This is a genomic window from Pseudoalteromonas sp. ABV4_021 (assembly GCF_056159365.1).
Genome location: NZ_JBSWVB010000001.1, coordinates 1,332,471 through 1,357,206, shown reverse-complemented (window position 1 = coordinate 1,357,206; position 24,736 = coordinate 1,332,471). Strand labels below are relative to the sequence as shown.

At 40.9% G+C, this 24,736-nt stretch carries 26 protein-coding genes and 1 tRNA gene; 15 read left to right on the top strand and 12 right to left on the bottom strand.

The features are described from left to right. Positions 1 to 6: 6 nt before the first annotated feature. On the bottom strand, positions 7 to 651 hold the full coding sequence (locus ACXAFE_RS06430) for an MBL fold metallo-hydrolase (RefSeq protein ID WP_475150248.1): 645 nt from the start codon (positions 649 to 651) through the stop codon (positions 7 to 9). A 2-nt stretch (positions 652 to 653) separates the two neighbouring features. Beyond that, entirely contained in the window at positions 654 to 2,411 is a 1,758-nt protein-coding gene (locus ACXAFE_RS06425; RefSeq protein WP_475150246.1) for a M14 family metallopeptidase, read from the bottom strand. 106 nt (positions 2,412 to 2,517) lie between these two features. Between ACXAFE_RS06425 and ACXAFE_RS06420 the strand changes: the two genes are divergently transcribed. Continuing rightward, the gene (locus tag ACXAFE_RS06420; RefSeq protein WP_475150245.1) at positions 2,518 to 3,345 is read left to right on the top strand and encodes an SDR family oxidoreductase; all 828 of its coding nucleotides are present in this window, start codon (positions 2,518 to 2,520) and stop codon (positions 3,343 to 3,345) included. A gap of 287 nt (positions 3,346 to 3,632) precedes the next feature. Here the strand turns inward: ACXAFE_RS06420 and rplT are convergent, their stop codons facing one another. The 4 genes from rplT to thrS form a co-directional block, all read right to left on the bottom strand. Beyond that, positions 3,633 to 3,992, bottom strand: coding sequence for a 50S ribosomal protein L20 (gene rplT / locus ACXAFE_RS06415; protein ID WP_010387194.1), 360 nt, complete (start codon positions 3,990 to 3,992; stop codon positions 3,633 to 3,635). Between the two features lie 15 nt (positions 3,993 to 4,007). Further along, a complete protein-coding gene (gene rpmI, locus ACXAFE_RS06410) occupies positions 4,008 to 4,208 on the bottom strand; it encodes a 50S ribosomal protein L35 (protein ID WP_010560234.1) in 201 nt (66 codons plus the stop codon). 171 nt (positions 4,209 to 4,379) lie between these two features. Next, positions 4,380 to 4,922 (bottom strand): translation initiation factor IF-3, encoded by a 543-nt coding sequence (gene infC / locus ACXAFE_RS06405; RefSeq protein WP_082428570.1) that lies wholly within the window; start codon positions 4,920 to 4,922, stop codon positions 4,380 to 4,382. Positions 4,923 to 4,999: 77 nt separating this feature from the next. Further along, positions 5,000 to 6,910 carry a threonine--tRNA ligase gene (gene thrS, locus ACXAFE_RS06400; RefSeq protein ID WP_475150241.1) on the bottom strand — a complete coding sequence of 637 codons (1,911 nt, stop codon included), beginning with the start codon at positions 6,908 to 6,910 and terminating at the stop codon, positions 5,000 to 5,002. Between the two features lie 232 nt (positions 6,911 to 7,142). Here thrS and ACXAFE_RS06395 point away from each other — a divergent pair, with 232 nt between their 5' ends. Further along, positions 7,143 to 8,063 carry an endonuclease/exonuclease/phosphatase family protein gene (locus ACXAFE_RS06395; RefSeq protein ID WP_475150239.1) on the top strand — a complete coding sequence of 307 codons (921 nt, stop codon included), beginning with the start codon at positions 7,143 to 7,145 and terminating at the stop codon, positions 8,061 to 8,063. A gap of 95 nt (positions 8,064 to 8,158) precedes the next feature. Continuing rightward, complete coding sequence (locus ACXAFE_RS06390; RefSeq protein ID WP_475150236.1) at positions 8,159 to 8,599, top strand: DUF3010 family protein; 441 nt, start codon at positions 8,159 to 8,161, stop codon at positions 8,597 to 8,599. 61 nt (positions 8,600 to 8,660) lie between these two features. On the opposite strand, the gene ACXAFE_RS06385 is transcribed toward ACXAFE_RS06390, so the two are convergent. The 4 genes from ACXAFE_RS06385 to cobU form a co-directional block, all read right to left on the bottom strand. Then, positions 8,661 to 9,908, bottom strand: a complete 1,248-nt coding sequence (locus ACXAFE_RS06385) for an amidohydrolase family protein (RefSeq protein ID WP_475150230.1) — start codon at positions 9,906 to 9,908, stop codon at positions 8,661 to 8,663. Positions 9,909 to 9,919: 11 nt separating this feature from the next. Continuing rightward, positions 9,920 to 11,302 carry an amidohydrolase gene (locus ACXAFE_RS06380; protein ID WP_475150228.1) on the bottom strand — a complete coding sequence of 461 codons (1,383 nt, stop codon included), beginning with the start codon at positions 11,300 to 11,302 and terminating at the stop codon, positions 9,920 to 9,922. 106 nt (positions 11,303 to 11,408) lie between these two features. Continuing rightward, entirely contained in the window at positions 11,409 to 12,008 is a 600-nt protein-coding gene (locus ACXAFE_RS06375; protein ID WP_475150225.1) for a histidine phosphatase family protein, read from the bottom strand. Further along, positions 11,989 to 12,513, bottom strand: a complete 525-nt coding sequence (gene cobU / locus ACXAFE_RS06370; protein WP_475150223.1) for a bifunctional adenosylcobinamide kinase/adenosylcobinamide-phosphate guanylyltransferase — start codon at positions 12,511 to 12,513, stop codon at positions 11,989 to 11,991. Before cobU ends, ACXAFE_RS06375 begins: the two co-directional genes overlap by 20 nt. A 69-nt stretch (positions 12,514 to 12,582) precedes the next feature. Here cobU and cobT point away from each other — a divergent pair, with 69 nt between their 5' ends. The 4 genes from cobT to ACXAFE_RS06350 all read left to right on the top strand — a co-directional run bounded on the left by cobT (position 12,583) and on the right by ACXAFE_RS06350 (position 15,568). Further along, positions 12,583 to 13,596, top strand: a complete 1,014-nt coding sequence (gene cobT / locus ACXAFE_RS06365) for a nicotinate-nucleotide--dimethylbenzimidazole phosphoribosyltransferase (protein ID WP_475150220.1) — start codon at positions 12,583 to 12,585, stop codon at positions 13,594 to 13,596. Further along, entirely contained in the window at positions 13,596 to 14,363 is a 768-nt protein-coding gene (cobS, locus tag ACXAFE_RS06360; protein WP_475150218.1) for an adenosylcobinamide-GDP ribazoletransferase, read from the top strand. The genes cobT and cobS overlap by 1 nt, the downstream gene beginning before the upstream one ends. A gap of 2 nt (positions 14,364 to 14,365) precedes the next feature. Beyond that, complete coding sequence (gene cobO, locus ACXAFE_RS06355; protein ID WP_475150215.1) at positions 14,366 to 14,962, top strand: cob(I)yrinic acid a,c-diamide adenosyltransferase; 597 nt, start codon at positions 14,366 to 14,368, stop codon at positions 14,960 to 14,962. Between the two features lie 255 nt (positions 14,963 to 15,217). Further along, the gene (locus ACXAFE_RS06350; RefSeq protein WP_475150212.1) at positions 15,218 to 15,568 is read left to right on the top strand and encodes a DUF3718 domain-containing protein; all 351 of its coding nucleotides are present in this window, start codon (positions 15,218 to 15,220) and stop codon (positions 15,566 to 15,568) included. Positions 15,569 to 15,663: 95 nt separating this feature from the next. On the opposite strand, the gene ACXAFE_RS06345 is transcribed toward ACXAFE_RS06350, so the two are convergent. Further along, the gene (locus tag ACXAFE_RS06345) at positions 15,664 to 16,368 is read right to left on the bottom strand and encodes a DUF445 domain-containing protein (RefSeq protein WP_475150209.1); all 705 of its coding nucleotides are present in this window, start codon (positions 16,366 to 16,368) and stop codon (positions 15,664 to 15,666) included. Positions 16,369 to 16,579: 211 nt separating this feature from the next. Between ACXAFE_RS06345 and ACXAFE_RS06340 the strand changes: the two genes are divergently transcribed. Together ACXAFE_RS06340 and ACXAFE_RS06335 are read left to right on the top strand one after the other, a co-directional pair. Continuing rightward, positions 16,580 to 17,455 carry a fructosamine kinase family protein gene (locus ACXAFE_RS06340; RefSeq protein WP_475150207.1) on the top strand — a complete coding sequence of 292 codons (876 nt, stop codon included), beginning with the start codon at positions 16,580 to 16,582 and terminating at the stop codon, positions 17,453 to 17,455. Positions 17,456 to 17,515: 60 nt separating this feature from the next. Then, entirely contained in the window at positions 17,516 to 17,719 is a 204-nt protein-coding gene (locus tag ACXAFE_RS06335; RefSeq protein WP_475150204.1) for a CPXCG motif-containing cysteine-rich protein, read from the top strand. Between the two features lie 15 nt (positions 17,720 to 17,734). On the opposite strand, the gene ACXAFE_RS06330 is transcribed toward ACXAFE_RS06335, so the two are convergent. Continuing rightward, the gene (locus tag ACXAFE_RS06330) at positions 17,735 to 18,364 is read right to left on the bottom strand and encodes a riboflavin synthase subunit alpha (protein ID WP_475150201.1); all 630 of its coding nucleotides are present in this window, start codon (positions 18,362 to 18,364) and stop codon (positions 17,735 to 17,737) included. A gap of 66 nt (positions 18,365 to 18,430) precedes the next feature. On the opposite strand from ACXAFE_RS06330, the gene ACXAFE_RS06325 reads away from it, so the two are divergent. From ACXAFE_RS06325 to aceK, 6 genes are all read left to right on the top strand, one after another. Further along, positions 18,431 to 19,786 carry an MATE family efflux transporter gene (locus tag ACXAFE_RS06325; protein WP_475150199.1) on the top strand — a complete coding sequence of 452 codons (1,356 nt, stop codon included), beginning with the start codon at positions 18,431 to 18,433 and terminating at the stop codon, positions 19,784 to 19,786. Next, positions 19,758 to 20,771, top strand: a complete 1,014-nt coding sequence (locus ACXAFE_RS06320) for a DUF3080 family protein (protein WP_475150196.1) — start codon at positions 19,758 to 19,760, stop codon at positions 20,769 to 20,771. The genes ACXAFE_RS06325 and ACXAFE_RS06320 overlap by 29 nt, the downstream gene beginning before the upstream one ends. Positions 20,772 to 20,953: 182 nt before the next feature. Continuing rightward, positions 20,954 to 21,030 (top strand) — tRNA-Val (locus tag ACXAFE_RS06315). Between the two features lie 163 nt (positions 21,031 to 21,193). Continuing rightward, on the top strand, positions 21,194 to 22,306 hold the full coding sequence (locus ACXAFE_RS06310) for a hypothetical protein (protein WP_475150194.1): 1,113 nt from the start codon (positions 21,194 to 21,196) through the stop codon (positions 22,304 to 22,306). After that, positions 22,303 to 22,947 (top strand): LOG family protein, encoded by a 645-nt coding sequence (locus ACXAFE_RS06305; RefSeq protein ID WP_475150191.1) that lies wholly within the window; start codon positions 22,303 to 22,305, stop codon positions 22,945 to 22,947. The genes ACXAFE_RS06310 and ACXAFE_RS06305 overlap by 4 nt, the downstream gene beginning before the upstream one ends. A gap of 17 nt (positions 22,948 to 22,964) precedes the next feature. Next, complete coding sequence (gene aceK / locus ACXAFE_RS06300) at positions 22,965 to 24,671, top strand: bifunctional isocitrate dehydrogenase kinase/phosphatase (RefSeq protein WP_010560255.1); 1,707 nt, start codon at positions 22,965 to 22,967, stop codon at positions 24,669 to 24,671. Positions 24,672 to 24,736 lie beyond the last annotated feature (65 nt).

Sequence of the window (24,736 nt, the reverse complement as noted above, 5' to 3'; positions counted from 1 at the left end):
AATAATTTAGCCAAAGCGACCACTGGTAAATGGGTTGGTGCGTTTTTCATGGCCTACAGTTGTGGTTGGCCCATGACCTGGGTAAACCGTATAATCCTCTGGCAGCGAATAAATCTGTGATTCAATCGACTGCTTTAGCTGCTGTGCATTGCCACCTGGAAAATCAGTGCGCCCTACCGAACCGTTAAACAAAACGTCACCAACGAATATCCGTTTAGAGTCATGTTCAATAAAAATAACGTGACCTGGCGTATGCCCCGGGGTAAAACGCACTTCTAGGGTGATTTCACCAAATGAAAAGGTATCACCGTCGGCTAACCATGTATTAGGGGTAAACACCTCAGCAAGCGGGAAGTTAAACATTTCACTTTGTCGTGGCAGCGCATCTAGCCAAAACTTATCGCCTAAATGAGGACCAACAATGTCAACATCATAGGTTTCGGCCAATTGATTCGCAGCACCAACATGATCTAAATGACCATGTGTTAATAAAATCGCTTTTAGTGAGGCATTTGCACTATTAATTGCCGCGATTAACTTTTCAATATCTCCACCGGGATCAATAATCACAGCGTGTTTAGTTGTTTTACACACTAATAAATTAGCATTTTGTGCAAACGGCGTAACAGGATTTGTAAAAACGTCTAACATAATCACTCATACTCAATTAAAACGGGATAATTTAAGTAGCCACCATCGTAAAACGGGGTTTTACTGTACAGCCAGGCTAAACGTTTTTGCGCACTGTTTTTAAACTCACTATCGCTGTCTAGCTTTTCGTCAAACGCGCGCTTTAATTCAGGGTCATTTGCCAGCATTTTTTCTGCAAACGGCAATAAGGCATAGTTTTCTGAATATTCAGTGCGTTGAAAGATACTATTAAAAAAGCCCCACTTAAAGAACGAGTCTTCCGCTTCCGGTTGCAGTAAATGTACCGCCAATTTACCATTTGGTTGCGCAGTGCTTATTTTGTAATAGCTACTTAAATCAACTTTAGCGGCATTTGAATACTCAAATTGGCCAGATACCTGCAATCGGCTTTCAAATGGTGTTGATGCAAAAGCGTGATCGGTAACCGTAATTGCTTTTAAGTTATTTACAACTCCATAGGCACGCTCAAGCTTAATACCATGTTGCTGTAATTTAGCAGCGATATTACTCCACGCTTTTGGTAAATAATATGCGGCAGGCACTTTCACTTTTTCAACCACCTCTTTGCGCCAAAAAACCGGTAACCCTTTGTACGTTTTTGCCTTACCGGTGTAACGCACTTCTTGTTGAGCACTTAATTCGCTGAAGTACTTTTCATATTCAATACCCAAAAAGTCAATATTTACCGGTACCTTGCTATAACTACGGGCAACGACTAATTCACGCGGCATAAAGTCTTTTTCAATTTTCACGGTGCGGCGTAACTTGCTCAAATTATTTGAAACGGCATCAATAACACCATCTAAAAATACGTAAGTGCCAAGTACACGTTGTTTGTATGGTTTTAATGAGTGATTTTCTAATAAAATGGTTGGCAAATTAGTAATATCACCCCAGCCATTAGAATAGCGCGGCGTGGCAACCCAACCTGCTAGACCTTCGCTCATTTCACGCTTATTCATAACAAACACCAGTGGACCAGGGATATGGCCAAAACGTGATAGCTTAGCGTCAATTACCGGATTGATTTTTTCTGCAATAAACTGCGCAATTTTTGGTGAGTCTGAAGCAAAACTAGGCGTTGATCCATAGGTAATATCATACTGATAATCCGCGCCATCAGTTACATGCATATCGACATACATATCCGGTTGATATTGATTAATCACTCGCATCACCGCCTGAACGCCAGGGGTTTCAAGCTTAGTATAATCTCGGTTTAGATTTAAATTGCGACCATTAGTACGAAACCCCATGACCTCAGGACCACGCTGATTAATACGGTTAAAACGGCTCGCATTTTCATGTCCATCAACATTTAAAATAGGAATAAACAGTAAATTTACGCGTTTTAAAATATCATTTCGTTGCCCTTGAGCAATATCGCGAAGCAACATAAAGGTGGCATCTTTGCCATCTATTTCACCAGAGTGAATACCCGCTTGTAGCAAAATAGTCGCTTTATTCTTATCGATTTGACCAGTTTCACTGGCGATAAGCATTTTTATTGCGCGACCAGCGTCACTGGTACCAATAGATTCGATTTTAAACTGCTTACTATTTGCCTCAACCAGTTTATCGAGATACACCATGGTATCGTGATAGTTTGGGGATTCCATACCACCTGAACGTTCAAATTGTGTTGCCAGTGGATTGGTTGGTTGTAATAGGCGTTCACTTTGCCCTTGCCACGCTGTAAGTGGCGGTAAGTGGTCAACTGCAGAAAGGCTCGCAGTCAGTAATAAAGCGTTTAAAAACATGCGTGTTATTTCTTTATAATAATTTGGCTTTACGGTAATCAAATTAACTTGAATTTGCAATTGAACGCGTTAAGGTAGGGCCAATTATTCTTTAAAATCAGAACATATGACTAAAACAGTACTAATAACAGGTAGTTCAAGTGGCATTGGCTATTACTGTGCAAAAGCGCTCGTTGAACGTGGCTATAAGGTCGTCGCAAGTTGCCGTAAATTAGAAGACGTTGCGCGCCTACAACAAGATGGTATTCACAGTGTCCAACTTGACCTCGCAAATGAAGCCAGTATTGAAAATGGGTATCGCCAAGCGCTCGATATTCTTGGTCATATTGATGTGCTATTTAATAACGGTGCATATGGCCAACCGGGCGCAGTTGAAGACTTACCAACACATGCACTGAGAACCCAATTTGAAACAAACGTTTTTGGCTGGCATCATTTAACCTGTCTTGCCATAAAACATATGCGTGAGCGTGGCCAAGGCCGTGTTATTCAAAACTCGTCTGTGTTAGGTTTGGTGACTTTGCCGTATCGCGGCGCCTATAACGCCAGTAAATTTGCACTAGAAGGCTTAACCGACACACTGCGCCAAGAACTATCAGATACCAATATTCAGGTTAGTTTAATTGAACCAGGGCCAATTGAATCGAAATTTAGGGACAACGCATTAGCCGCATTTTTTAGTGCTAATATTGATGCTGAAAATAGCCCACACCATGAAAACTATTTAAAACAACAGGCACGTCTTGAAGTAAAAGGTAAAGCACAACCATTTACACTTGGCCCAGAAGCTGTTTATAAAAAGTTACTGCATGCCATTGAAGCAAAACGTGCAAAACCACGCTACTACGTGACCTTCCCTACCCATTTATTTGGCTATTTAAAGCGCATCTTATCGACCCGCTTAATGGACAGCATTTTAACCAAGTCGAGATAGGTGTCAGGGTTCAGGGTTCAGGGTTCAGGGTTCAGGGTTCAGGGTTCAGACAAATTGTAACCACAGTAATATCGGGAATATTATTGAACAGTAATACTGGCCCAGAGGGTGTAAGGCAGGATGCCTGAAGTAACCGAAATCTTGCAGTGCAATGAGGTGAAGTCAAGGATGACCGATGTAACCCAACTTCTAGGACGAATTGCTAAAAACAATTCCTAATCAAGTACTAAGTATTAAAAAAGGGAGCAAAAGCTCCCTTTAAATCTGTAAAGCGTTTTAATCAAAGATTAAGCAGCTAGACCTTCTTTTGCTTTAGCAACTAGTGCTGCGAAAGCTACTTGGTCGTATACAGCGATATCTGCAAGGATCTTACGATCGATTTCTACAGATGACTTCTTAAGACCGTTAATGAAACGGCTGTAAGATAGACCGTTCTGACGTGCTGCCGCGTTGATACGTGCAATCCATAATTGACGGAAAGTACGTTTCTTAGCGCGACGGTCGCGGTAAGCGTATTGACCTGCTTTAGTTACTGCTTGGAACGCTACGCGATAAACACGTGAACGTGCTCCGTAGTAACCTTTAGCTTGCTTTAAAACTTTCTTGTGACGTGCACGTGCGATAACACCGCGTTTAACTCTTGCCATGACTAAAAACCCCTATTAAGCGAATGGTAACATACGGTTGATAAGGCCGATATCGTTCTTATGAACCATAGCCTTAGGACGTAAGTGAAGCTTACGCTTAGAAGATTTCTTAGTCAGAATGTGACGTAAGTGCGCTTGTTTACGCTTGAAACCGCCTGAAGCAGTCTTTTTGAAGCGCTTTGCAGCACCTCTGTGGCTTTTTAATTTATAGCCCATTGCAATAACTCCAATTGATATTGCTTTAATATTCAGCAAGTAGGCGGAATTTACATTCACTTTGCAGGCCTAACTTACTACCAATTACCGGTGGAAATAAATTTCACTTTAACCGGCTAAACAAGGTGGAGGCTAAAAGCCTCTCTTTATACCTAGTTTATCTGTTCACCATTACTTTTTAGCAATTGGTGATAACATCATAATCATTTGACGGCCTTCCACTTTTCTAGGGAAAGACTCAACTTGAGCGATGTCTTGTAAATCGTCTTTAATGCGGTTTAATAAATCAATACCGATTTCTTGGTGCGCCATTTCACGACCGCGGAAACGAATAGTAACTTTTGCTTTATCGCCCGCTTCTAAGAACTTAGTTAAATTGCGTAATTTAACTTGATAATCACCGATGTCAGTACCTGGACGGAATTTGATTTCCTTAATCTGGATCTGCTTCTGCTTTTTCTTTTGTTCTTTTTGTGCCTTGCTTTTCTCAAAGATGAACTTACCGAAATCCATCACTTTACAAACAGGTGGCTCTGCATTTGGGCTAATTTCAACTAAATCAACACCAGCTGCATCGGCTTTGTCAAATGCTTCTTGCAAGCTAACTACACCTAATGGCTCACCATCAAAGCCAACTAAACGGACTTCTTTTGCTGTAATTTCTTCGTTGATACGATTTTTTTGAGCCGCTGGGCCCTTTTTTCCGCCTCTAATGGTTCATTCCTCCACGAAATACCAAGTTTAAAAACAAGGTGCGTAATGTACATTATTTATACACACCTTGCACTATTTTATTTTCTATTTTTAACTTCTTCAGCAAGCTTAGCAATAAAGTCATCAACTGATAACTTGCCAAGGTCTTCACCAGTACGTGTTCTAACTGCTAGTTCTTGTTGTTCTACTTCTTTATCACCAACAACTAGTAAATACGGAATACGCTTTAAAGTATGCTCACGAATTTTAAAGCCTATCTTCTCATTTCTCAAGTCAGCACAGGCTCTAAATCCAAGATTATTCAATTTTTCTACAACTTCTGTCACATATTCAGACTGTTTATCGGTAATATTCATTACCACAACCTGTTTTGGTGCCAACCACGTTGGGAATAATCCCGCATATTCTTCAGTTAAAATACCGATGAAACGTTCAATTGAACCTAAAATCGCACGGTGGATCATCACTGGCGTTTTACGTTCATTATTTTCTGCAACATAAGTTGCACCTAAACGACCTGGTAATGCAAAGTCTAACTGAACCGTACCACATTGCCACGCACGCTCTAAACAGTCGTATAATGTGAATTCAATTTTTGGACCGTAGAATGCACCTTCACCTGGTAGGTATTCAAACGCAATACCATTTGCATTAAGTGCATCTGCCAGCGCTTTTTCCGACTTGTCCCACATTTCGTCTTCACCAATGCGTTTTTCCGGACGCGTTGAAAGTTTTACCACGATTTTTTCAAAGCCGAATGTTTCGTATGTGTCGTATACCATCTTGATACACGATGATACTTCTTCCATTACCTGCTCTTCTGTACAGAATACGTGCGCATCATCTTGTGTAAAGCCACGTACACGCATTAAGCCGTGCAGTGCACCCGATGGTTCGTTACGGTGACAACAACCAAATTCAGCCATACGAAGAGGTAAATCACGGTATGATTTTAACCCTTGGTTAAAGATCTGAACATGGCCTGGGCAGTTCATTGGCTTAATTGCATATTCGCGCTTTTCAGATTCAGTGGTAAACATCGCATCGCCATATTTATCCCAGTGACCTGATTTTTCCCAAAGTACACGGTCCATCATTAATGGGCCTTTTACTTCTTCGTACTTATATTCGCGCAGTTTCTCACGCACAAAGTCTTCTAGTTCGCGGTAAATGCTCCAGCCGTCATTGTGCCAAAACACCATGCCAGGCGCTTCTTCTTGCCAGTGCCATAAATCAAGTGCTTTACCAATTTTACGGTGATCACGCTTTTCAGCTTCTTCAAGACGCTTTAAATACGCTTTTAATTGCTTTTTATCTGCCCACGCTGTGCCGTAAACACGCTGTAGCATTTTGTTGTCTGAATCACCACGCCAGTAAGCACCTGCCACTTTCATAATTTTAAAGTGCTGACAGAACTTCATGTTAGGCACGTGTGGGCCACGACACATATCAATGTATTCTTCGTGGTGGTATAGACCCGGCGTGTCATCACGGCTGATGTTTTCGTCTAAGATTTCCATCTTGTACGTTTCGCCACGCGCTTCAAATGCATCGCGTGCTTCTTGCCAAGTAACAACTTTTTTAACAACGTCGTAATTTGTTTTCGCAAGTTCTAACATGCGCTTTTCTAGTTTTTCTAGATCTTCCGCTGTTAATGAGTGCTCCATATCGATGTCGTAGTAGAAACCGTTGTCGATTGTTGGACCAATCGCCATTTTAACATCAGGGTAAAGCTGCTTAATTGCATGACCTAACAGGTGAGCACATGAGTGACGGATAATTTCTAAACCATCGTCATCTTTTGCGGTAATGATTTCCAGCTGGCTATCTTCGGTGATTAGCTGACATGCGTCTACGCGCTCGCCATTAATGCGACCAGCAATGGTTGCTTTGGCTAAACCAGGGCCGATATCTAGTGCAACGTCTAATACAGAAACAGGATTATCAAATGCTCGTTGTGAGCCATCTGGAAGAGTAATAATTGGCATGTTTTGTCCTTGCTACAGTGGTGATGCCTACAATGCATCACATGCAGTTAATAAAGTGAGTCCAGCATTCAAAACACTTTTACAATAAGTGTGGTTACTTAAATACTCGGCTCATGAAAGTAAAACCGTTATTTTAACTAGCAAATTATGAATTACAAGGAGAAACCGAGCCGATTGACTAATTTTCCAAATCACACATACTTAGGGGTAATCAGCAAGCGAAGTAAAGACAATGTCACTGACCATAGCCTCTCTAAATTTATGCAATTACTGCAAGCCACCTTACAGCTTTTATGACTTCGAATCGACCTACACTAAAGCGCAATGGCAACAAAAAGAAGCATGGCTGAGTCAGTTGTTATTAAACACCCGCCCTGATGTCATTTGTTTTCAAGAAGTGTTCTCAGTGTGCGCATTAACTGAACTCAGCGCCCAATGCGGGCTTCCCCACTTTGCGATTTGCGATGAACCTGCGCTCGATGAACACAATCCATATTTATACAAGCGTCCAATTGTTTTGATTGCATCGCGGTTTCCAATTACCAATGTCAGGCGCATTGATGTGCCGCCATTTTTAAAAATGTCGACGCTGTCGCGTGAAATTATTAATTGTGAAATTACTCACCCTGAATATGGCCATATTCGGTTGTACGGCACACATTTAAAATCAAAGCGCGCTACCGATATCGCCGACGAACTGCCTAACGCAGGCGAAATATCACCTGTCGCAATTGCCCATATTGGCCGAATACTATCTGATAAACAGCGTGCCGATGAAGCCATGGCACTGTATTTTGATTTTATTAGTCAACAACTTAAACACCCACTTCCTAGTTTTATTATGGGGGATTTTAATCAACAAGCGGTGCAATCGAACTTAGCATTTTTTACCGAAGAAACTGAATTTAAACAAGACTTAGATGGCGATTTGAAACTACTCGACAGCTTTTATTTGAGCCAATTACAAACCCGTAAACCGACTCACTATTATTATGGCAAAGGCAGTGTGCTCGACTACATCGTTTGCCCAGAATCGATTTTAAGTGAACTTAATTTGAATACACTCGATTTCAAGGTGCAAGACGAGCATATCAGCCAAGACGAAATCAACGTAACAACCGATCATGCATTGGTCTGTATTGCCCTTTCCTAACAACGCCATTTATCATGGTAATTTATCTGAACACACTAATGTTATTTATAAGGCCTGTGGTAAACTAACGAAAATTTTTAGTTAGGAATGCCCCAATGAGAACATGTGGTGTTGAAATTAAAGGCTCTGAAGCCTTAATTTGTGTATTAGCAAAAGACAACGACGTATTTGATATTCGTGATGTGCGCCAAACCCGTTTTGTATTACCAAAAGGCGATGATGCAGAAGATATCCGTAAATTTCAGTTTGACTTTGCAAAACTAATGCAAGATTACCAAGTTGATAGCATTGCTATCAAAGAGCGCCAACAAAAAGGTAAATTTGCAGGTAGCCCACAAGGCTTTAAAATTGAAGCAGCACTGCAACTAATTGACGGTATGCGTGTAGTATTACTTAACCCAACTGCAATGAAAGAGCAGTTGAAGAAAAACCCGCTGCCAATTGACTTTGAAGCTACCGGCCTTAAAAAGTTTCAAGAAACGGCATTTGTTACAGCCTACATAGACCTAACGCACCGCACTTATAATAAAGCTTAAGTAAATTATAAAGCTTGAGTAAAAAAGGCGCCAATTGGCGCCTTTTTTAATGTGCTTGAGTTTACTTAGTGTAAGCTCGTGGCATATTGGTTTCAGCCATATAACGGTCACGTAATTTATCGTGACGCGACTCAGTCGATACTTCAACACCATTAATCATCACTTTTTCAAGTGTAGTGCTGAATTCAAATGGGTCTGCCGACCATACAGCTAAATCTGCAGCCTTGCCAACTTCAATGCTACCTGCATCTTCAATATTAAAGATTTCAGCAACATTACTTGTAATCGCTTTTAAAGCGCCTTCTCGGCTCATGCCATTGGCAATTGCATTACCTGCGTCATAACGCAGTTGATACACATTGTGGCTGCTATCACCTGCAATGGTAAGGGCCACCAGCACGCCGGCTTTTTCTAACTCGCCTGCTGTTTCAAGTGACGCATTTAACGAATCAAAATCACCCGGTAAATTTGCCATCGCACTTAAAATAACCGGTACCTTAGCTGCCGCCAGTTCTGCTTTGATTGGCAATGCATCTTCCGCGCCTGAAATCACTAAATCGATACCAAAACGCGCTTTTACTTTAATTAGCTCAAGCATGTCTTGTGCACGTGATACACGCACCACAACAGGTTTTTCACCGTTTAATGCCGCTGTTAATAGCTGTTCTTTTTTAGAAGGCTCTGCTTTGTCGTCTTTTTTGTCAGATTTTTTTGCTTTCGCAATTTTCTTTTGCTGCTCTTCTAGCGTATCGATAAATTCGCTTAAAGACGCTGCACGTGAACCATCTTTAGTGCCGCCTAAATTAACAATAATGGCATTTTGGCTATCAACCACACTCGTGCCAAACTCGCCGCTTAAATTAACCGTTGAGCTTAAACCAACAAATGGACTTTCACCCCAACTTGGTGCAATAACATCACGTGTGATGCCGCCTTTACGTGCATACGCAATGAGTGTTGATTTTGGGTTAAACGCAAGTGATGGGTCAAAGGTAATACCGCCTTTTTTCTCATTGCCGTCACGTGATGACGCCACGGCACCCACTTCCACTAAACCAAGCTGGTTCATGCTACCAATAAAGCCAGGCGTTACAATTTTACCTTGCCCATCAATAATCACATCAGCAGTTGCTGCGTCAGTCGTAATGGCTTTAATTTTGCCGTCTTCAATGATCACACTACCGTTTTTAATAACACCTTGCTCAGATGCAGTATGGATTTGTGCGTTAATAATTGCAGTTGTTTGCGCCATTGCGCCTGCTGAACTTAACACCGCTGCAGCAAGTAAGGTCTGTTTAAATAATTTCATCACTGTATTCCTTATTGCTGGCCTAACATAAAGTCGCTTTTCGCTTGGTATTTATCATCGTTGCGGTCATATACTTTTGCGCCGTCGATAAATACTTGCTCTGCCTGTGCGTAAACACTAAATGGACTTTGATTCCAAATAACAACATCAGCTTGCTTGCCCGCTTCTAGGCTACCCACTTTATCTTCAACACCCAGCGATTTCGCAGCGTTTTGCGTAATCCAGCGAATTGCATGCTCTTCTTTAATATCAAAACCATTTTCATTAGCGCGATACATTACTTTTGCCGCTTCTTGGTTCAGACGCTGAATCGTTGTGTCTGAATCGGAGTGAACGATGGCACATGAATTTTTAACCGCATCAACAATGGCAATGTTTTCTTGCACCATGTCGTAAGCTTCCATCTTAAAGCCCCACCAATCAGGCCAAAGTGCAGCACAGCTGCCGTTATCTGCTAGCAAGTCTGCAATCTTGTATGCTTCAATACCGTGGTGGAAAGTACCTGCGTGGTAACCAAACTCTTCCGATAGATCAATCATCATCGCCATTTCTTCTGCTTTGTAGCAGTGGTTATGGATCATGATCTCGCCATCTAAAACGCCACGTAGTGTATCTAGTTTAATATCACGCTCTGGTGCATCAACGGTTAAACCTAACTTATGCTCGCGATCGTATTTTTCCCAAGCAAGTTTGTATTCTGTCGCTTCAGCCCATGCGCTGCGATAGCCAGCCATGTTACCCATACGTGTTGCTGGTGACTCTTTGCGGCTACCATATACGCGTTTCGGGTTCTCACCACATGCCATTTTTAAACCATAAGGTGCTTCTGGGAATTTCATTGCTTGCATGGTGTGCGCTGGAACGTTTTTAAGCGTTACGCCGCGGCCGCCAAATAAATTAGCTGAGCCTGGTAAAATTTGCAGTGATGTAATACCACCAGCACGGGCAGTATTAAAACCAGGATCTTGTGGCCAGATTGAGTGTTCAACCCATACGTAAGCGGTATTCGGGCTAGTCATTTCATTGCCGTCTTGGTGCGATTCAACCGACGGGCTTGGGTATGCACCTAAATGCGAGTGCACATCAATAATACCCGGAGTAACCCACTTACCATTAGCGTCAATTACGCGTGCACTTGCATGACTTAAATTTTCGCCTACTTTTGAAATTTGGCCATTTAAAATCAATACATCTGCATTATCAAGACGTTCGCCAGTACCTGTTAATACGGTAGCATTCTTAATCAGTAATTCTGTACTTTCATAAGGTTGATAAGTACTCGGGTATGGATTTTTGTTAATTGAAACGTGCTCACCTTGTGGTGCTTGTTTATTACAAGCTGCCAGCCCCAGTGACATAGCAACAACTAACGCAGAAGGGATAAATCTTTGCATTATTGTTATTCTCCGAAAAAATACTGCTCAAATGTAGCGAATAAAAGCCGCAATTGCACATTTTTACGGTAAACACCCGCTTATTTGCTATAAACAAATGTAAACGCTACAAATGTAATCGGTAAAAATAGTCATCCTTGTCATTTATCACGCTAATCTTTAACAAACTAGCGTAGGCTAAATCAATGGATTGCTGAAACTGCCCATCGGATTGTTGTACGCCGAGTACTAACTGAAGAATTTCGCGCATCACGCCAGCGTGACTCACCAGTAATAGATTCTTTCCTTGATACTGCTGGCATATATGTTTAAACGCTGTGGTTACACGTTGATTAAACGCCACCATAGTCTCACCATTAGGCGGTGATACCGAATACGGCGATTTAAAAAATGCCATAATTTGGCTGTTATGGTGCTCAAATAATTCGCTAAATGGTTTGCCATCCCAATCGCCAAAGTTCATTTCAGCAAAACCACTTGTCGTTTCAAACCTGAGGTTTTTGTCATCGGCGTAGGTTTTTGCAAAGTGGCAACAACGATTAAGTGGCGAGCTTATAACGGCATCGATAGTTAGCCCATCGCTTGCCTGCTGCATTTGTGAAAATCCTTGTTCGGTGATAGCAAAATCCGTCAAACCACGTAAACATTTATCACCCTCAGGTAATCCATGACGTAGTAAGTAGATGTTAGTCGTGTTTGAGCTCATGAGGGATCCCTGCAATGGTAAACGTAACCGTGCTTGCAATACGCGCAACATCTTGGTTTAACCAACCTTGCTCATCAGCAAATTGGCGCGCTAATGCATTATCGGGGGTTATAGAAAACCCCACTTCATTACTTACCATAATCACAGCATGCTTAGTTCGCGCTAACCAATCAAGAAAGCGCTGCTTTTCTTCTTGCCAATCAATTTGTTGATAATACAAACAATTATTTAGCCAAACCGTTAAGCAATCGATAAGTATAATGCAGGGTTCTTCAATTGCATTCAATGAATCAACTAGTTTTGGCCCGCTTTCAATGGTTTGCCACTGTTGAGGGCGCGTGTGTTTGTGGCGCTCAATACGGCTTTTCATTTCATCATCAAATGCTTCAGCGGTTGCAATATAAATGACCGGAAGCCCGAGCTTAGTTGCGTATTCTTGCGCCGTCTGTTCTGCATAACGGGATTTACCCGAACGCACACCACCAATTACTAAATTTTTCTTCATTAAAAGCAAAAGCCCTTGTTCCTGTTGGGTTTGTCACGCACAATAACTAAAAAAGATTTGGAAATCCAGATGTCTACCAGCAACAATATTGCCGACACAATTCAAAATACCATTAACGGTAAGATTAAACCGCTAGGCTCGCTTGGTAAAATAGAACAACTTGCAGCGCAAATTGCTACGCTACAACTTACCCCAAGCAGTGCAAATTCATTATCTATTTTAAATCCTACGTTACTTGTGTTTGCTGGCGACCATGGTATTGCTAAACACAATATCAGTATTGCTCCAAGTGACGTTACCACGTTGATGGTGAGTTGCTTTTTAAATGGGCAAGCAGCAGTCAATAGCTTTATAAAGTCAACAAATTGGCAATTAAAGGTGGTGGATTGCGGTATTCAGACCCAATTACCAACGCATAATAATTTAATAAACGCGCGCTTAGGTAATGTTTGTGGTGATATTAGCGTAGAGCCCGCTTTAACTGAAACACAGTTAAATGAAGCACGCTTGCATAGTGAAACGCTGCTACAACAGCTAGACACTAACCTTATAGGCTTTGGCGAAATGGGGATCGGTAATACCAGCCCAGCAAGTGCTATATTTGCAAAACTATTTAAGCTACCAGTAGAAAATGTGGTTGGGCATGGCACTGGCATTGACCAGCAACAACTTAACAACAAACGTTCACTTATAAGTAAGGCGGTTAACCGTGTAGACAGCGACCAACCGCTCGAAATTTTGCGCCAGCTAGGTAGTTTTGAAATTGCTACCATGGCCTTTACTATGCTGGAAGCCTCTAAACACAACAAATTGATATTGGTTGACGGATTTATTGTAACGAGCGCAGCGGCCGTTGCCCTGGCAATCAAACCAAGCATTAAGGCTAATTTAGTATTTGCCCATAAATCCAACGAGTCCGCTCATGGCCTAGTTTTAGAAATATTAGCGGTAGAGCCATTGCTTGATCTTTCTTTAAGACTGGGTGAAGGCACTGGCGCTGCACTTTGCCTAGGGTTAATTGAAGCCGCAGTTAACTTTTATAATGAGATGGCCAGTTTTGAAGATTTGGGAATTTCCTTGTAATGAAGTTACAGCATGAAATCGCGTTATTTAAATTAGCGCTCAGCTTTTTAACGCGTATTCCCATTCATATAGAAGACTACAGTGATGACAAACTCAACAAGGCGTCTGGTTATTTTCCGCTAGTTGGCGTATTTATTGGGTGTTTACTCGGGCTATGTGTTTACCTTTTGCAATTAGTGTTGCCAATTAGCGTATCAGTTGTACTGGTAATAATAATTGGTTTATTACTTACGGGCAGTTTTCATGAAGATGGCCTAGCAGATGTTGCCGATGGCTTTGGCGGTGCATTCGATGTCCATAGAAAACTGGAAATAATGAAAGACTCACGCCTTGGTACCTATGGTACACTAGCACTGATTTCACTGTTTGCAATCAAGTATCAAACCCTCGTTGCAACAAGTCATATTGTCATGGCATTAATCGCGGCACATGGTATAAGCCGTACATTTGCCACCAGTATTATAGGCACATGCCCCTATGTCACAGAAGACACCACAAGCAAAGTAAAACCAATTGCCAAACACTTGCCAAGCAGCGCTCGGAACCGTTTATGGCTTACCTTTTGTGTACTATGTGCTGTGTTATTTTTGTATGGCATGAATTTACTACAGCTTATAGCACTCATTGTGACCTGTTTCGCGGTTCGCAGCGTACTTATCGCTTGGTTTAAAAAACACATTAATGGTTATACCGGAGATTGCTTGGGCGCGGCTCAGCAAATTTTCGAAGTGTTGATATATTGCCTAGTATTATTATTTTTGGAATAACAATGTCAGATAAATTTGAACAACATCAAAAGCGTCAAGAAAAAATCAAAAAAGCGGTCGATGAGAAAGTTGCCAAAGCAACCATAGAAAAAGGACTATTTCTCGTTATCACTGGTAATGGCAAAGGAAAGTCGACCAGTGCATTTGGCACGGTTGCACGAGCAGTAGGTCATGGACAAAAGGCCGCCGTAGCACAATTTGTTAAAGGTGGTTGGGAATGCGGTGAGCGCAATTTACTTGAAAATGCCGGCGCCACCTTTTTTGTTATGTCGACAGGGTTCACTTGGGAAACGCAAAACCGAGAATCAGACACGCAAGCGGCGCAAGCTGTGTGGCAAGAGATTAAACAGTGTTTATCAGATGACACCATAGATTTGGTCGTACTTGATGAAATCACCTACATGATTAATTACGACTATATTGACCTTGATGATGTATTAATGGCGATTGCTAACCGGCCAAAAGAACAATCCGTTATTGTGACCGGTCGCGCTGCACACCGCAAACTAGAAGAACTCGCTGATACTGTCTCTGAAGTTCGTAATGTCAAACATGCCTTTGACAACGGCGTTAAAGCGCGTAAAGGCATCGATTGGTAAATTCACGCTAAGCGAGGTGTAATTGCTTCAGCAATGAAAAAATTGAAAAATAATTTCATCTATTTGTTGCAAATGTCACATATTAACGCCATGAAAAGTGGCGTTTTTTATGCGCTATTGACACATTTGAAATACTCTTTTACACCCTGTCACGTTAGGTTAACAGCATTTTTTCGAGTTTCAGCGACTATATAAGTACGTTCAATTAAAAACGTGAACATTTACTTTATTTAATGTTGGAATGAGGAATTTAACATGAAAATTTTAGCAGCAGCACTTATTAGCACCACACTTTTCGCTTCAGCAAACGCATCTGCAGGTACACAATTTGTAGCAGCAGATAATTCACCAGGTACTGAGCTTTGTATTGCTTTTGCATCAAACAAACCATTAGAAATGAAAAAAGCGATTAATGAAAATCGTGTAAGAAAATTTCAGATTGATGACAAACTAACCTGTAATGATATGTCGTTAACAAAATTCGCCAGCGTGTATGGGCTAAATCGCACTGGAAACTATATGAATTTAGATGTTAAAACATCAACCAGTATTCAAGACTTAGCGATGGCGAAAAAACAAATCATCTATGTTTCAGGCAGTAAGTAACCTTAACATGGTGTTTGGATAATGACGGGAATAAGACAAAAAAACGGAGGCTCAGCCTCCGTTTTTACGTAATTCTTTTAAATTGATAATAGGCTTTAAATAAAATAAGCAAGTAAGCCAAATAAACCACCAAATACCCCACCCCAAACAACCAACCAGCCTAGGTGTTCTTTAATAAGGTTTTGAATAAGCTCTTTAACAAGTTCAGGCGTTAACTCGGTTAAACGCGCCTCAATAATCGCTTCAATTTTCGACTGGAGCTTTTCTGCACTGGTGTTAGAGGTTAGCTGTGCTTGCACAGTTTTATGGAATACTTCAGAGCTACTGATCTCAATAAGCGATGACTGCATTTTTTCAATAAATGGCTGTTTCATTGGTTCAAGTACTGCTGTACCACCAAACATGCCAAGCATCGCGCCAAATTGCGAGTTTTCAACCACATCTACCAACGAGTCAAACGCAGGGTTTAAATCGGTATTTTCAATGATCGGCGTGAAATCAATGCCATTCTCGCTATTATCCAGCTCTGCTGACATTAGCTTATTAATATTTTCTTGAGTAAAGAACTGCGACATAAATAAGCGCTTAATGGCTAATTTAATCTGTTCAAACTGATTTGGAATAACACCCGAACCGTAAAGACCGGGTACTTTTTCAAATAACATGTGCACAGCAAGCCAGTTTGTTAGCGCACCTGATAACGCAAATAAACCAATGCTAAGTAACCACGGTAAAGACAATACAAAACCCGCCACTGTTAACACCACAGCGACAAGATTGGTGATAGCGTGCTTGTTCAACTAACCCTCCAAATTCCAGCTAAACCCAAATCGCCGCTATTTTAAAGTTTGGGTTTGGCTAGAAGCAAGGGCAAAAAGCCGAATTTCTTCTTATTTTATGTGCTTTTTTGTAAACGGTGCTCAAAAATAACGAGCCTTGACTATAGTTAGTTTGTTGCTCAACTGTGTACTTGCGCCACTAGCAAACTAAATCGCTGCGAAGGACTTAATTATGTGGAATGCCCTAATCACCGAACTGTCAAAAACTCTACATTGTAACCTCGCTATATCGAACAAAATTCAACTGTCGAACTCGGGAGATGATTTGCTTTATAAACTTTCAGATGATAAGCAGAACTTTTTTGTTAAAGTCGCAAGTAAAGACAAACTCGATAACTTTGAACAAGAACGCATTGGTTTAAACACCCTAACCAAAGAAAGCACTTTTTACGTTGCCGATTCGCTGCTTGTCGGTCAAAGTAATGAGTTTGCCTACCATGTAATTGAATGGCTTGATTTAGATGACGGCAGCGAAACTGATTGGTATCACTTTGGTGTGACATTAGCTGAACTTCATAAAAAACATCAACAACAAATGTTTGGCTTTGATTTAGATAACTACATTGGTTTAACAGCGCAGCCCAATGAGTGGCATAAAAAATGGGATACCTTTTTTGCCGAACAGCGAATTGGTTTTCAACTGCAACTGCTGGCGGAAAAACACATTCATTTGGTAGATATTGACCGCTTTGTCGATTTAATAAAGCAAATACTGCATACCCATCATTGTCAGCCATCTTTACTGCATGGTGATTTATGGCGAGGCAATGTGGGCTTTTGCCAACGCAAACCGTGCGTGTTCGATCCAGCATGCTATTATGGCGACCGCGAAGCCGATATTGCCATGACCGAGCTGTTTGGCAAGTTTCATCATGATTTTTATGTCGGCTATCAAGATACCTATCCTCTGCCAGAAACTTACCAAGAGCGAAAGCATATTTATAATTTGTACCATGTGCTTAATCATGGAAATATTTTTGGTAATCAATATATTGAAGATGCACACCTACAAATCGTTAAAATCCAGCAACGATATGGTCTAGACTAGCGGGTAAAATTAAGGTTTTCGACTACACTTTAACAAGTGTCTTTATTGTTGGAAACTGCTATGAGAGACCATAAATTTCAACGGATCACTTGCCCGCATTGTGGCAATCATGTCGATGTACAACTTGATACAACACTCGGCGACCAAGAATACTACGAAGACTGTGCAGCCTGTTGCAATCCTATCCATTTAAATATGCACATAGATAGGATTTACAACAAAGTAGAGCTCAGTGTCGACAGTGATGACGAACAGGTTTTTTAAACCTTTCGGCAGCAATCAGAGACCTTTTGCTTTCATATAACGTTCGATGGTTTCAACAATAGTATAGGTTTGTTGATCAACTTCTATATTAAATTCGCTACCAATGTGTGCAAGGCCCAAATTAGTTACTTCTAGCGTTTCTGGAATTAGGTGCAAGTAAAATCCGTTGTGAGTAACTTCGCCAACCGTTAAGCTGCAGCCGTTTACGCTAATAAAACCTTTGTAGTTAATGTATTTGAGCCATTTTTCCGGTAACGACAGAAACATTGTACAGTTATCTTGCTCACGTTCAATACGCGTAAGCTTTGCAACGGTGTGGATATGTCCAGAGACGATATGTCCGCCCAACTCAGTACCAAAGGTAACCGAGCGTTCAAAGTTTACTTTTTCGCCTTGTTTTAATTTACCTAAGTTGGTGAGCTTCAATGTTTCGTCGATCACATCAAAGTGCACTTGGCCAACTACGTCTTTATGACCGAGCTCGTATTCCACCACAGTAAGGCAACAACCATTGATTGAAATACTCGCGCCAATATCCAAGTGATTTAAATATGCGTTGGGAGTAGACAAAACTAGGCGCATAACTTCACCACTTTTGGAAACAGATACCACCGACGCCTTTGTTTGTACAATACCAGTAAACATTTAATTCCTATCTATCTCTACATTCAGTAAACTACGATTTTCCTTATTTTGCTAGAATGCGCAAGTATGACCTTTAATGTTTTTGAAGCGAGATTTATTCTTCGCTTGGCTATCCCTGTTTTTATTGCCCAAGTTACCATGATTTTAATGGGCGTTGTGGATACCGTAATGGCGGGCCAAGTAAGTGCCTATGATTTAGCTGCGCTTGCCATTGCGTTAGGTATTTGGAACCCAGTTTTACTGACACTACTGGGTGTATTATTGGCTTTAACGGGTATGGTGGCGCAAAACTTTGGGGCTAAGAAGCTATTTGCGATTCGCCATGATATGTATCAAGGATTCTACTTAGCTTTGGTGCTTGCTGCACTTGGTTTAGCACTCATATTCTTTGTTGATGTTCCGCTTTCTTATATCAAAATGGAACCTGAAGTGGCAGGTCTTGCCCTTGGTTATATTAGCTTTGTGAAATGGGGCTTGCTGGGCTTTTTAATTTACAATGTACTTCGCTGTGTATGTGAAGGTATGGCATACACCAAACCTGCGGTTTACATTGCCGCAATTGGCTTAGCAATTAATATTCCCGCCAACTATATTTTCATTCACGGTAAGTTCGGTATCGACGCCTACGGCAGTGCAGGCTGCGGAATCGCGACGGCTATTGTGTATTGGTCAATGGCGTTCAGTTTGTTTATTTATATGCTGTACTCAAAACGCCTAAAAGGTCGTTTTTTATTTTCTCGCGCAATTAAACCACACTTTGCCACGCAACTTACGATTACCAAGCTTGGCATACCCATTGCGCTTGCACACTTTTTTGAAGTAACGTTATTTGCCTGTATTCCACTTTTTATTGCACCGCTTGGGGCAATTGCAGTATCAGGTCACCAAGTGGCAGCAAGTGTATCAACGGTATTATTTATGATTCCACTAAGCCTAGCGCTCGCCATTTGCATTCGTGTTGGCAATCTTACCGGACAAAAAAACTATACCGCAGTAAAAAGTACAGTATCAACTAGTTTGTTATTAGCACTGATGGTTTCAACGCTAGTGGCGCTCATTACGTTCTTATCTCGTAGCGTGATTGGTAGTGTTTATAGTGATAATAGCGAAGTTATCGCCCTCGCCAGCGCGATTTTAATTTTGGCGTGTTTTTATCAATTACCCGATGCGCTGCAAGTCGCTGCAACGGGTATTTTACGTGGCTTAAAGTACACCGCGCCTATTTCGTATATTACGTTTATATCGTATTGGTTAATCGGTTTTAGTTTAGGTTACGTATTAGCATTAACTGATTTAATTGTTGAGCCTATGGGACCAGAGGGCTTTTGGCTTGGCATTATTGTTGGATTATCAACCGCAGCCGTTTTACTAATTTATACCGTGAGGAAACGCCTTGCTAACGAGCCATTTAATAACGCTTAGTACAACAACCTTAATTATTTTAATACTTGCTGGGTGCTCAAAGGCACCTAGCGAGATTAATTTAGAGTACCATGCACGCTTAAATACACAGCTCACGTTACCCGAGCTTACCCCCTATCAAGACAATAAAAAGTTGGTTGTACCCACCTTTTCCAAAATCGATGCCAGCACTATTGGCATTCTACAACTTAATAAGTTACAGCACTGCCAATTAGGTCAATTAATTGCTGAGCGCAATTCTCAGCTGGGGAAAGTCAGCGGTCCAAGCAGCGAGTTTATATATAACGTGCGTTTTATCCAGATGGTGCCTAAGTGTGTTGCGACACTTAACGACGCTGAGCTTACAAAGCAGCTCAACGAAGTAAAACAACAAAAAGCCGACTTGCTGTTTACCTATTGGGAAAAAATGCTGTTTTTAGACAAGCAACTTGCCGCGCTTTATTTACCTGTATCTTATTCACTGCTCGATGTTCACCAAACGCAAAAGCAACACACGCTTAATACCTTAAATTATTTAGCGAGCGTTAAAAGCGCGTTGGTAAATCAAGAATTTAACCAAATAAACACCGCTGAATTAGAAGCACATTTAGCAACACTATTTAAAAACAACTATTTACCAAGTTTATTACGTGCGTTGTACGAGCAGATTTTTATACTACAGCAGCAAAATAAAGCGCTCGAATCTGTATCATTTAGCGACATTTGTAAAACCGGACATAACAATCAAAGCGCCACCGTACTCACAAATATTTTTAGCAAATTCTATGGCAGCAAAATTCAAGGCTATCACAACAATCTTTTGCAGGAATATATGCAAATAAAGCCAGCATTACTTGGCCTTTGGCAAAACCAGTACCAACAGCCTTACGAGAGTGATTTAAAAATTCACCCACTTTCACTCGATAACAGGCTCAAACACTATTCAGTAGCGCATGTTACTTGGTGGCAACAACTGTATAAACGCTGCAATATTCAACCAGGCTAAGCCCGATGTTCTTTTGTGGTTGAGTTGGCGTCGTCTTAGACTTACGCCCAATACCTAGCTCCATCTAACATGAATATAAAAGAACATAGCAAACTGCATATAAATCCATCAGTTAAACGCCTTTGGTGAAAATTCTGCTTGTGCAACAAAAAATTCTATGTAGAATGCGAACCATAAATAGAGGGTCTGTAGCTCAGTTGGTTAGAGCGCCACGTTGACATCGTGGAGGTCGGTGATTCGAATTCACTCAGACCCACCATTTACTTCCAAAATATCTTCTCGTGTAATAATCCTTTATATCTAATTTACTCTACATTATTAAATTTCTTCTATTAGCTTCAGCATCTATCCGTTTTTCTAGCTTCTAACTTTTGAAATCAGTAAACTGGCATCTATCACTTAGCTTACTTATTGATGTTTAAATGAAGTTTAATGTTCTACTTTCTTTTCTAGTGTGCGCTATTTGCTCACCTTATCTAAGCGCAAATTCTTTTTCAATTAGCAAACAAACGCCGCCAACAAGCCTCAAAATTAATACTGATAGCGATAAGCTTTGTCAGGTTGCAAATAATACCCTTGCCTATCGAGCACTGGGTAACAAATATGACCCTGCTGTGAACCATGCAAATAAACTTGCGCAATTTGGTATTACAGAGAAAGACATCGAACGAACGCTTAAATCACTGTGTAAATTTGCCACACACGATGATATGAATAAGACTCATCAGCTTACAAGTTTTGATTTTCTAACAAAGCATTATGATTTCTATCGTATTAGTTCAGACACAAAACATGCAAAAAAACTAAGTAACAAAAAACCATTACTTAAAAATCTCACCGCCGATAAAGTGTTAATGACAAAATACTATGTGCATTTAGCGAGCGGCAGTGACAGCAAAACAACCGCAACACCGTTTCCACTTTATGCGCTACCGTTTGATGAACAACATCTATCGCTAGAAGACGCAAATACACAAAAACACCTAACGCGATTCAAATACGGTAAACAAGCTATTTTAGATGGTGTGATTGACGCCAATAAACTTGCAAAACCGCTTGTTTATCTGTCACGAGAAGATTTAGAGTCAGCGCTTTTACAAGGCACTATCGTCGTTGAGGTTAGCGGGCAGCAGCGTGTTTACAATGTGCATCGCAATAACGGCATTGCCTACGACCGTGCAATTAAGCCATATTTGCAAAATCGTTACTGGTACTTTAAACAAGTGGATGGCATTTTAGGGTATGGCAAAGACGCAGACCATAAAATTGAAGTATTACCTGAAGTAACGTTTGCAGGAGATATTTACCAACTCGGGCTGGGCGCATTAGTTTTTGCACAGTTTGATTTTAAAAGTCATAGCGAATACCGCATGGCAGTGATGGCCGATACCGGTGGCGCGTTTGAAAATAACTTGTATCAGCTAGACTATTTAGCCGGAAGTTACCCCGGCATTAACGCCTATTACGATGCAAACCGACATATGCCGGATTATATTGACGCATGGTTTATGGTGTTAAAAGGAGATGCACAATGATCGATGATTTAAAGGGAGACGAATCATGGCGTATGTTTCGTATTATCAGTGAGTTTGCCGATGGATTTGATAAATTATCAGATACGGGTCCTGCCGTCTCAATTTTTGGCTCAGCACGCTTAAAGCAAAGCGATGCGTACTATCAAGCAACCGTCGATATTGCCAAGCGTTTTGTCGAAGAAGGATTTGCAGTAATTTCTGGCGGTGGCCCTGGCATCATGGAAGCTGCCAATCGCGGAGCAACAAACGGCAAAAGCATTGGCCTCAACATTGAACTGCCACACGAACAAGTGCCTAACTCATACCAAAATCAACCTCTTGATTTTCGCTATTTTTTTACCCGTAAAGTGATGTTTTTAAAATACTCTATGGGCTATATTTGTATGCCTGGTGGCTTTGGTACACTCGATGAAACATTTGAATCACTTACTTTACTGCAAACTGGCCGCATTTCAAAAATGCCTATCGTGCTATTTGGCTCAGAGTTTTGGCAAGGGCTGGTTGATTGGATGCAAGCACAGTTAGTTAAAAAAGGATTGATTGACCAAAGTGACTTTTCGTTGTTCACTGTAACCGATGATATCGAAGAAGCGGTGGGGATTATTGTTAAACACGCTCGAGGTCGTCAACAACCACAATAACAATAAAGGATATAAAAATGCAGTTGAGCCAGGTTATTGCTAACTTAATTTTAAAAGGGTTTAGCCATCACTATTCGTTGTTCCAAGGATTAACCTCGCAAGCTCAAGTGCATTTTGCCAATGCCGATTGGCAATCAATGCAACGCATTAGCGCTGAACGTATCAGTTACTACGACAAGCGCGTAAATGAATGTATTGAAAAGTTAAAACGCCGCATTGATGCCTCACATATTGATACCGAATTATGGCTTGCCACGAAAGCCGAGTACACCGATTTACTGAGTTTTCACCCACAAGCCGAGCTGGCCGAAACCTTTTTTAACTCGGTATTTTGCCGCTTATACCACCGCAAATATTTTAATAACGATTTTATTTTTGTTGAAAGTACTTTAACCGCGCCACTGGTTCCGGTTGAAGAAGAATACAAAAGCTTTTTCCCTGTCGTCGATGGTCTATTGCCCACCATTAAACAAATATTCGCCCAATTCGACTTAAAAGCACCGTTTATCGACCTTGAATCAGATATTAAAAATATTGTTAAGGCCTTTGTTAAGCAAGCACCTAATGTAAACTCGCGCAACCACCAAATGCGCTTTGATATATTGAAAGCCCCATTTTATCGCAACAAAGCAGCTTACATTGTCGGCCGTATTGTTAGCAAAAACGGCGTACAGCCGTTTATTATTCCGATTTTGCACAAAAAAAATAAAGGGCTGTATATTGATGCTGTGCTAACAAACTCAATCCAAATGCGTGTGGTGTTTGGCTTTGCTCGGGCGTACTTTATGGTTAATACTCGCTCGCCATCTGGCGTTGTAAGCTTTTTAAATCAGCTAATGCCGAACCGCACACCGGCTGAACTTTACAACGCTATTGGTTTTCATAAACAAGGTAAAAGTGAGTTTTATCGTGAATTTTTAAACCATTTAGCTTCGTGTAAGGAAGATTTCGAAGTAGCCGCAGGTACGCCGGGTATGGTTATGGAAGTATTTACCCACCCTACTTTCCCGTACGTATTTAAAGTTATTCGCGATAAATTTGGTGATGGTAAACCCTTTGGCAGGCGCACCGTACTTGAGCGATATCAACTAGTAAAACAACACGATAAAGTCGGACGCATGGCCGATACCATTGAATTTTCAGATGTTGCCTTCCCAATTTCGCGCTTTCCAGAGCCTTTGTTAAATCGGCTTAAGAAATCAATTGCTGGTTCACTCGAATTTGACGGTGACTTATTAATTATTAAGCATCTTTACATTGAAAGGCGTATGACACCGCTTAATTTGTTTTTACAAGATGCCAACGAGCAAGATAAACGCCATGTGATGGGGGAATATGGCCAAGCACTTAAAGAGATGATGTCGGCCAACATTTTCCCAGGCGATATGCTGTTAAAGAACTTTGGTGTAACAAAGCATAAACGCGTTATTTTCTATGATTATGATGAAGTGCAGTATTTAACTGATATGAATTTTCGCGATTTACCTAAATCTGACGGTTATTTTGATTACCCCGATGCCTACTCAGTTGCACCTCAAGATGTTTTTATTGAGCAACTCACTACGTTTGTTACCACAGATCCACATATTAAAGCCTTGCTGCTCGACCAGCATCCTGAGCTCAGTACTGCAAGTTTTTGGCGCGATGAACAACAGAAAATAAAACAAGGCATAAGTACCGATATTTACCCTTACCCCGAAAGTCTAAGATTTAAATTACGATAACATCTTGTTATTTATTCATTCGTTTATTAAAGTCTTTTATAAAATACTTTAGCCACATAAATAAA

What these genes read in the sequence shown, in the direction of transcription:
- ACXAFE_RS06350 (WP_475150212.1), top strand. Translation starts at nt 15,218, where the DNA reads ATGAAAATTTTAGCAGCAGCACTTATTAGCACCACACTTTTCGCTTCA.
- ACXAFE_RS06310 (WP_475150194.1), top strand. Translation starts at nt 21,194, where the DNA reads ATGAAGTTTAATGTTCTACTTTCTTTTCTAGTGTGCGCTATTTGCTCA.
- cobO (WP_475150215.1), top strand. Translation starts at nt 14,366, where the DNA reads ATGTCAGATAAATTTGAACAACATCAAAAGCGTCAAGAAAAAATCAAA.
- ACXAFE_RS06420 (WP_475150245.1), top strand. Translation starts at nt 2,518, where the DNA reads ATGACTAAAACAGTACTAATAACAGGTAGTTCAAGTGGCATTGGCTAT.
- ACXAFE_RS06430 (WP_475150248.1), bottom strand. Translation starts at nt 651, where the DNA reads ATGTTAGACGTTTTTACAAATCCTGTTACGCCGTTTGCACAAAATGCT.
- cobU (WP_475150223.1), bottom strand. Translation starts at nt 12,513, where the DNA reads ATGAAGAAAAATTTAGTAATTGGTGGTGTGCGTTCGGGTAAATCCCGT.
- ACXAFE_RS06390 (WP_475150236.1), top strand. Translation starts at nt 8,159, where the DNA reads ATGAGAACATGTGGTGTTGAAATTAAAGGCTCTGAAGCCTTAATTTGT.
- ACXAFE_RS06340 (WP_475150207.1), top strand. Translation starts at nt 16,580, where the DNA reads ATGTGGAATGCCCTAATCACCGAACTGTCAAAAACTCTACATTGTAAC.
- ACXAFE_RS06325 (WP_475150199.1), top strand. Translation starts at nt 18,431, where the DNA reads ATGACCTTTAATGTTTTTGAAGCGAGATTTATTCTTCGCTTGGCTATC.
- ACXAFE_RS06395 (WP_475150239.1), top strand. Translation starts at nt 7,143, where the DNA reads ATGTCACTGACCATAGCCTCTCTAAATTTATGCAATTACTGCAAGCCA.
- ACXAFE_RS06330 (WP_475150201.1), bottom strand. Translation starts at nt 18,364, where the DNA reads ATGTTTACTGGTATTGTACAAACAAAGGCGTCGGTGGTATCTGTTTCC.
- cobT (WP_475150220.1), top strand. Translation starts at nt 12,583, where the DNA reads ATGTCTACCAGCAACAATATTGCCGACACAATTCAAAATACCATTAAC.
- ACXAFE_RS06380 (WP_475150228.1), bottom strand. Translation starts at nt 11,302, where the DNA reads ATGCAAAGATTTATCCCTTCTGCGTTAGTTGTTGCTATGTCACTGGGG.
- ACXAFE_RS06385 (WP_475150230.1), bottom strand. Translation starts at nt 9,908, where the DNA reads ATGAAATTATTTAAACAGACCTTACTTGCTGCAGCGGTGTTAAGTTCA.
- ACXAFE_RS06305 (WP_475150191.1), top strand. Translation starts at nt 22,303, where the DNA reads ATGATCGATGATTTAAAGGGAGACGAATCATGGCGTATGTTTCGTATT.
- rplT (WP_010387194.1), bottom strand. Translation starts at nt 3,992, where the DNA reads ATGGCAAGAGTTAAACGCGGTGTTATCGCACGTGCACGTCACAAGAAA.
- ACXAFE_RS06375 (WP_475150225.1), bottom strand. Translation starts at nt 12,008, where the DNA reads ATGAGCTCAAACACGACTAACATCTACTTACTACGTCATGGATTACCT.
- ACXAFE_RS06425 (WP_475150246.1), bottom strand. Translation starts at nt 2,411, where the DNA reads ATGTTTTTAAACGCTTTATTACTGACTGCGAGCCTTTCTGCAGTTGAC.
- rpmI (WP_010560234.1), bottom strand. Translation starts at nt 4,208, where the DNA reads ATGGGCTATAAATTAAAAAGCCACAGAGGTGCTGCAAAGCGCTTCAAA.
- cobS (WP_475150218.1), top strand. Translation starts at nt 13,596, where the DNA reads ATGAAGTTACAGCATGAAATCGCGTTATTTAAATTAGCGCTCAGCTTT.
- aceK (WP_010560255.1), top strand. Translation starts at nt 22,965, where the DNA reads ATGCAGTTGAGCCAGGTTATTGCTAACTTAATTTTAAAAGGGTTTAGC.
- thrS (WP_475150241.1), bottom strand. Translation starts at nt 6,910, where the DNA reads ATGCCAATTATTACTCTTCCAGATGGCTCACAACGAGCATTTGATAAT.
- ACXAFE_RS06335 (WP_475150204.1), top strand. Translation starts at nt 17,516, where the DNA reads ATGAGAGACCATAAATTTCAACGGATCACTTGCCCGCATTGTGGCAAT.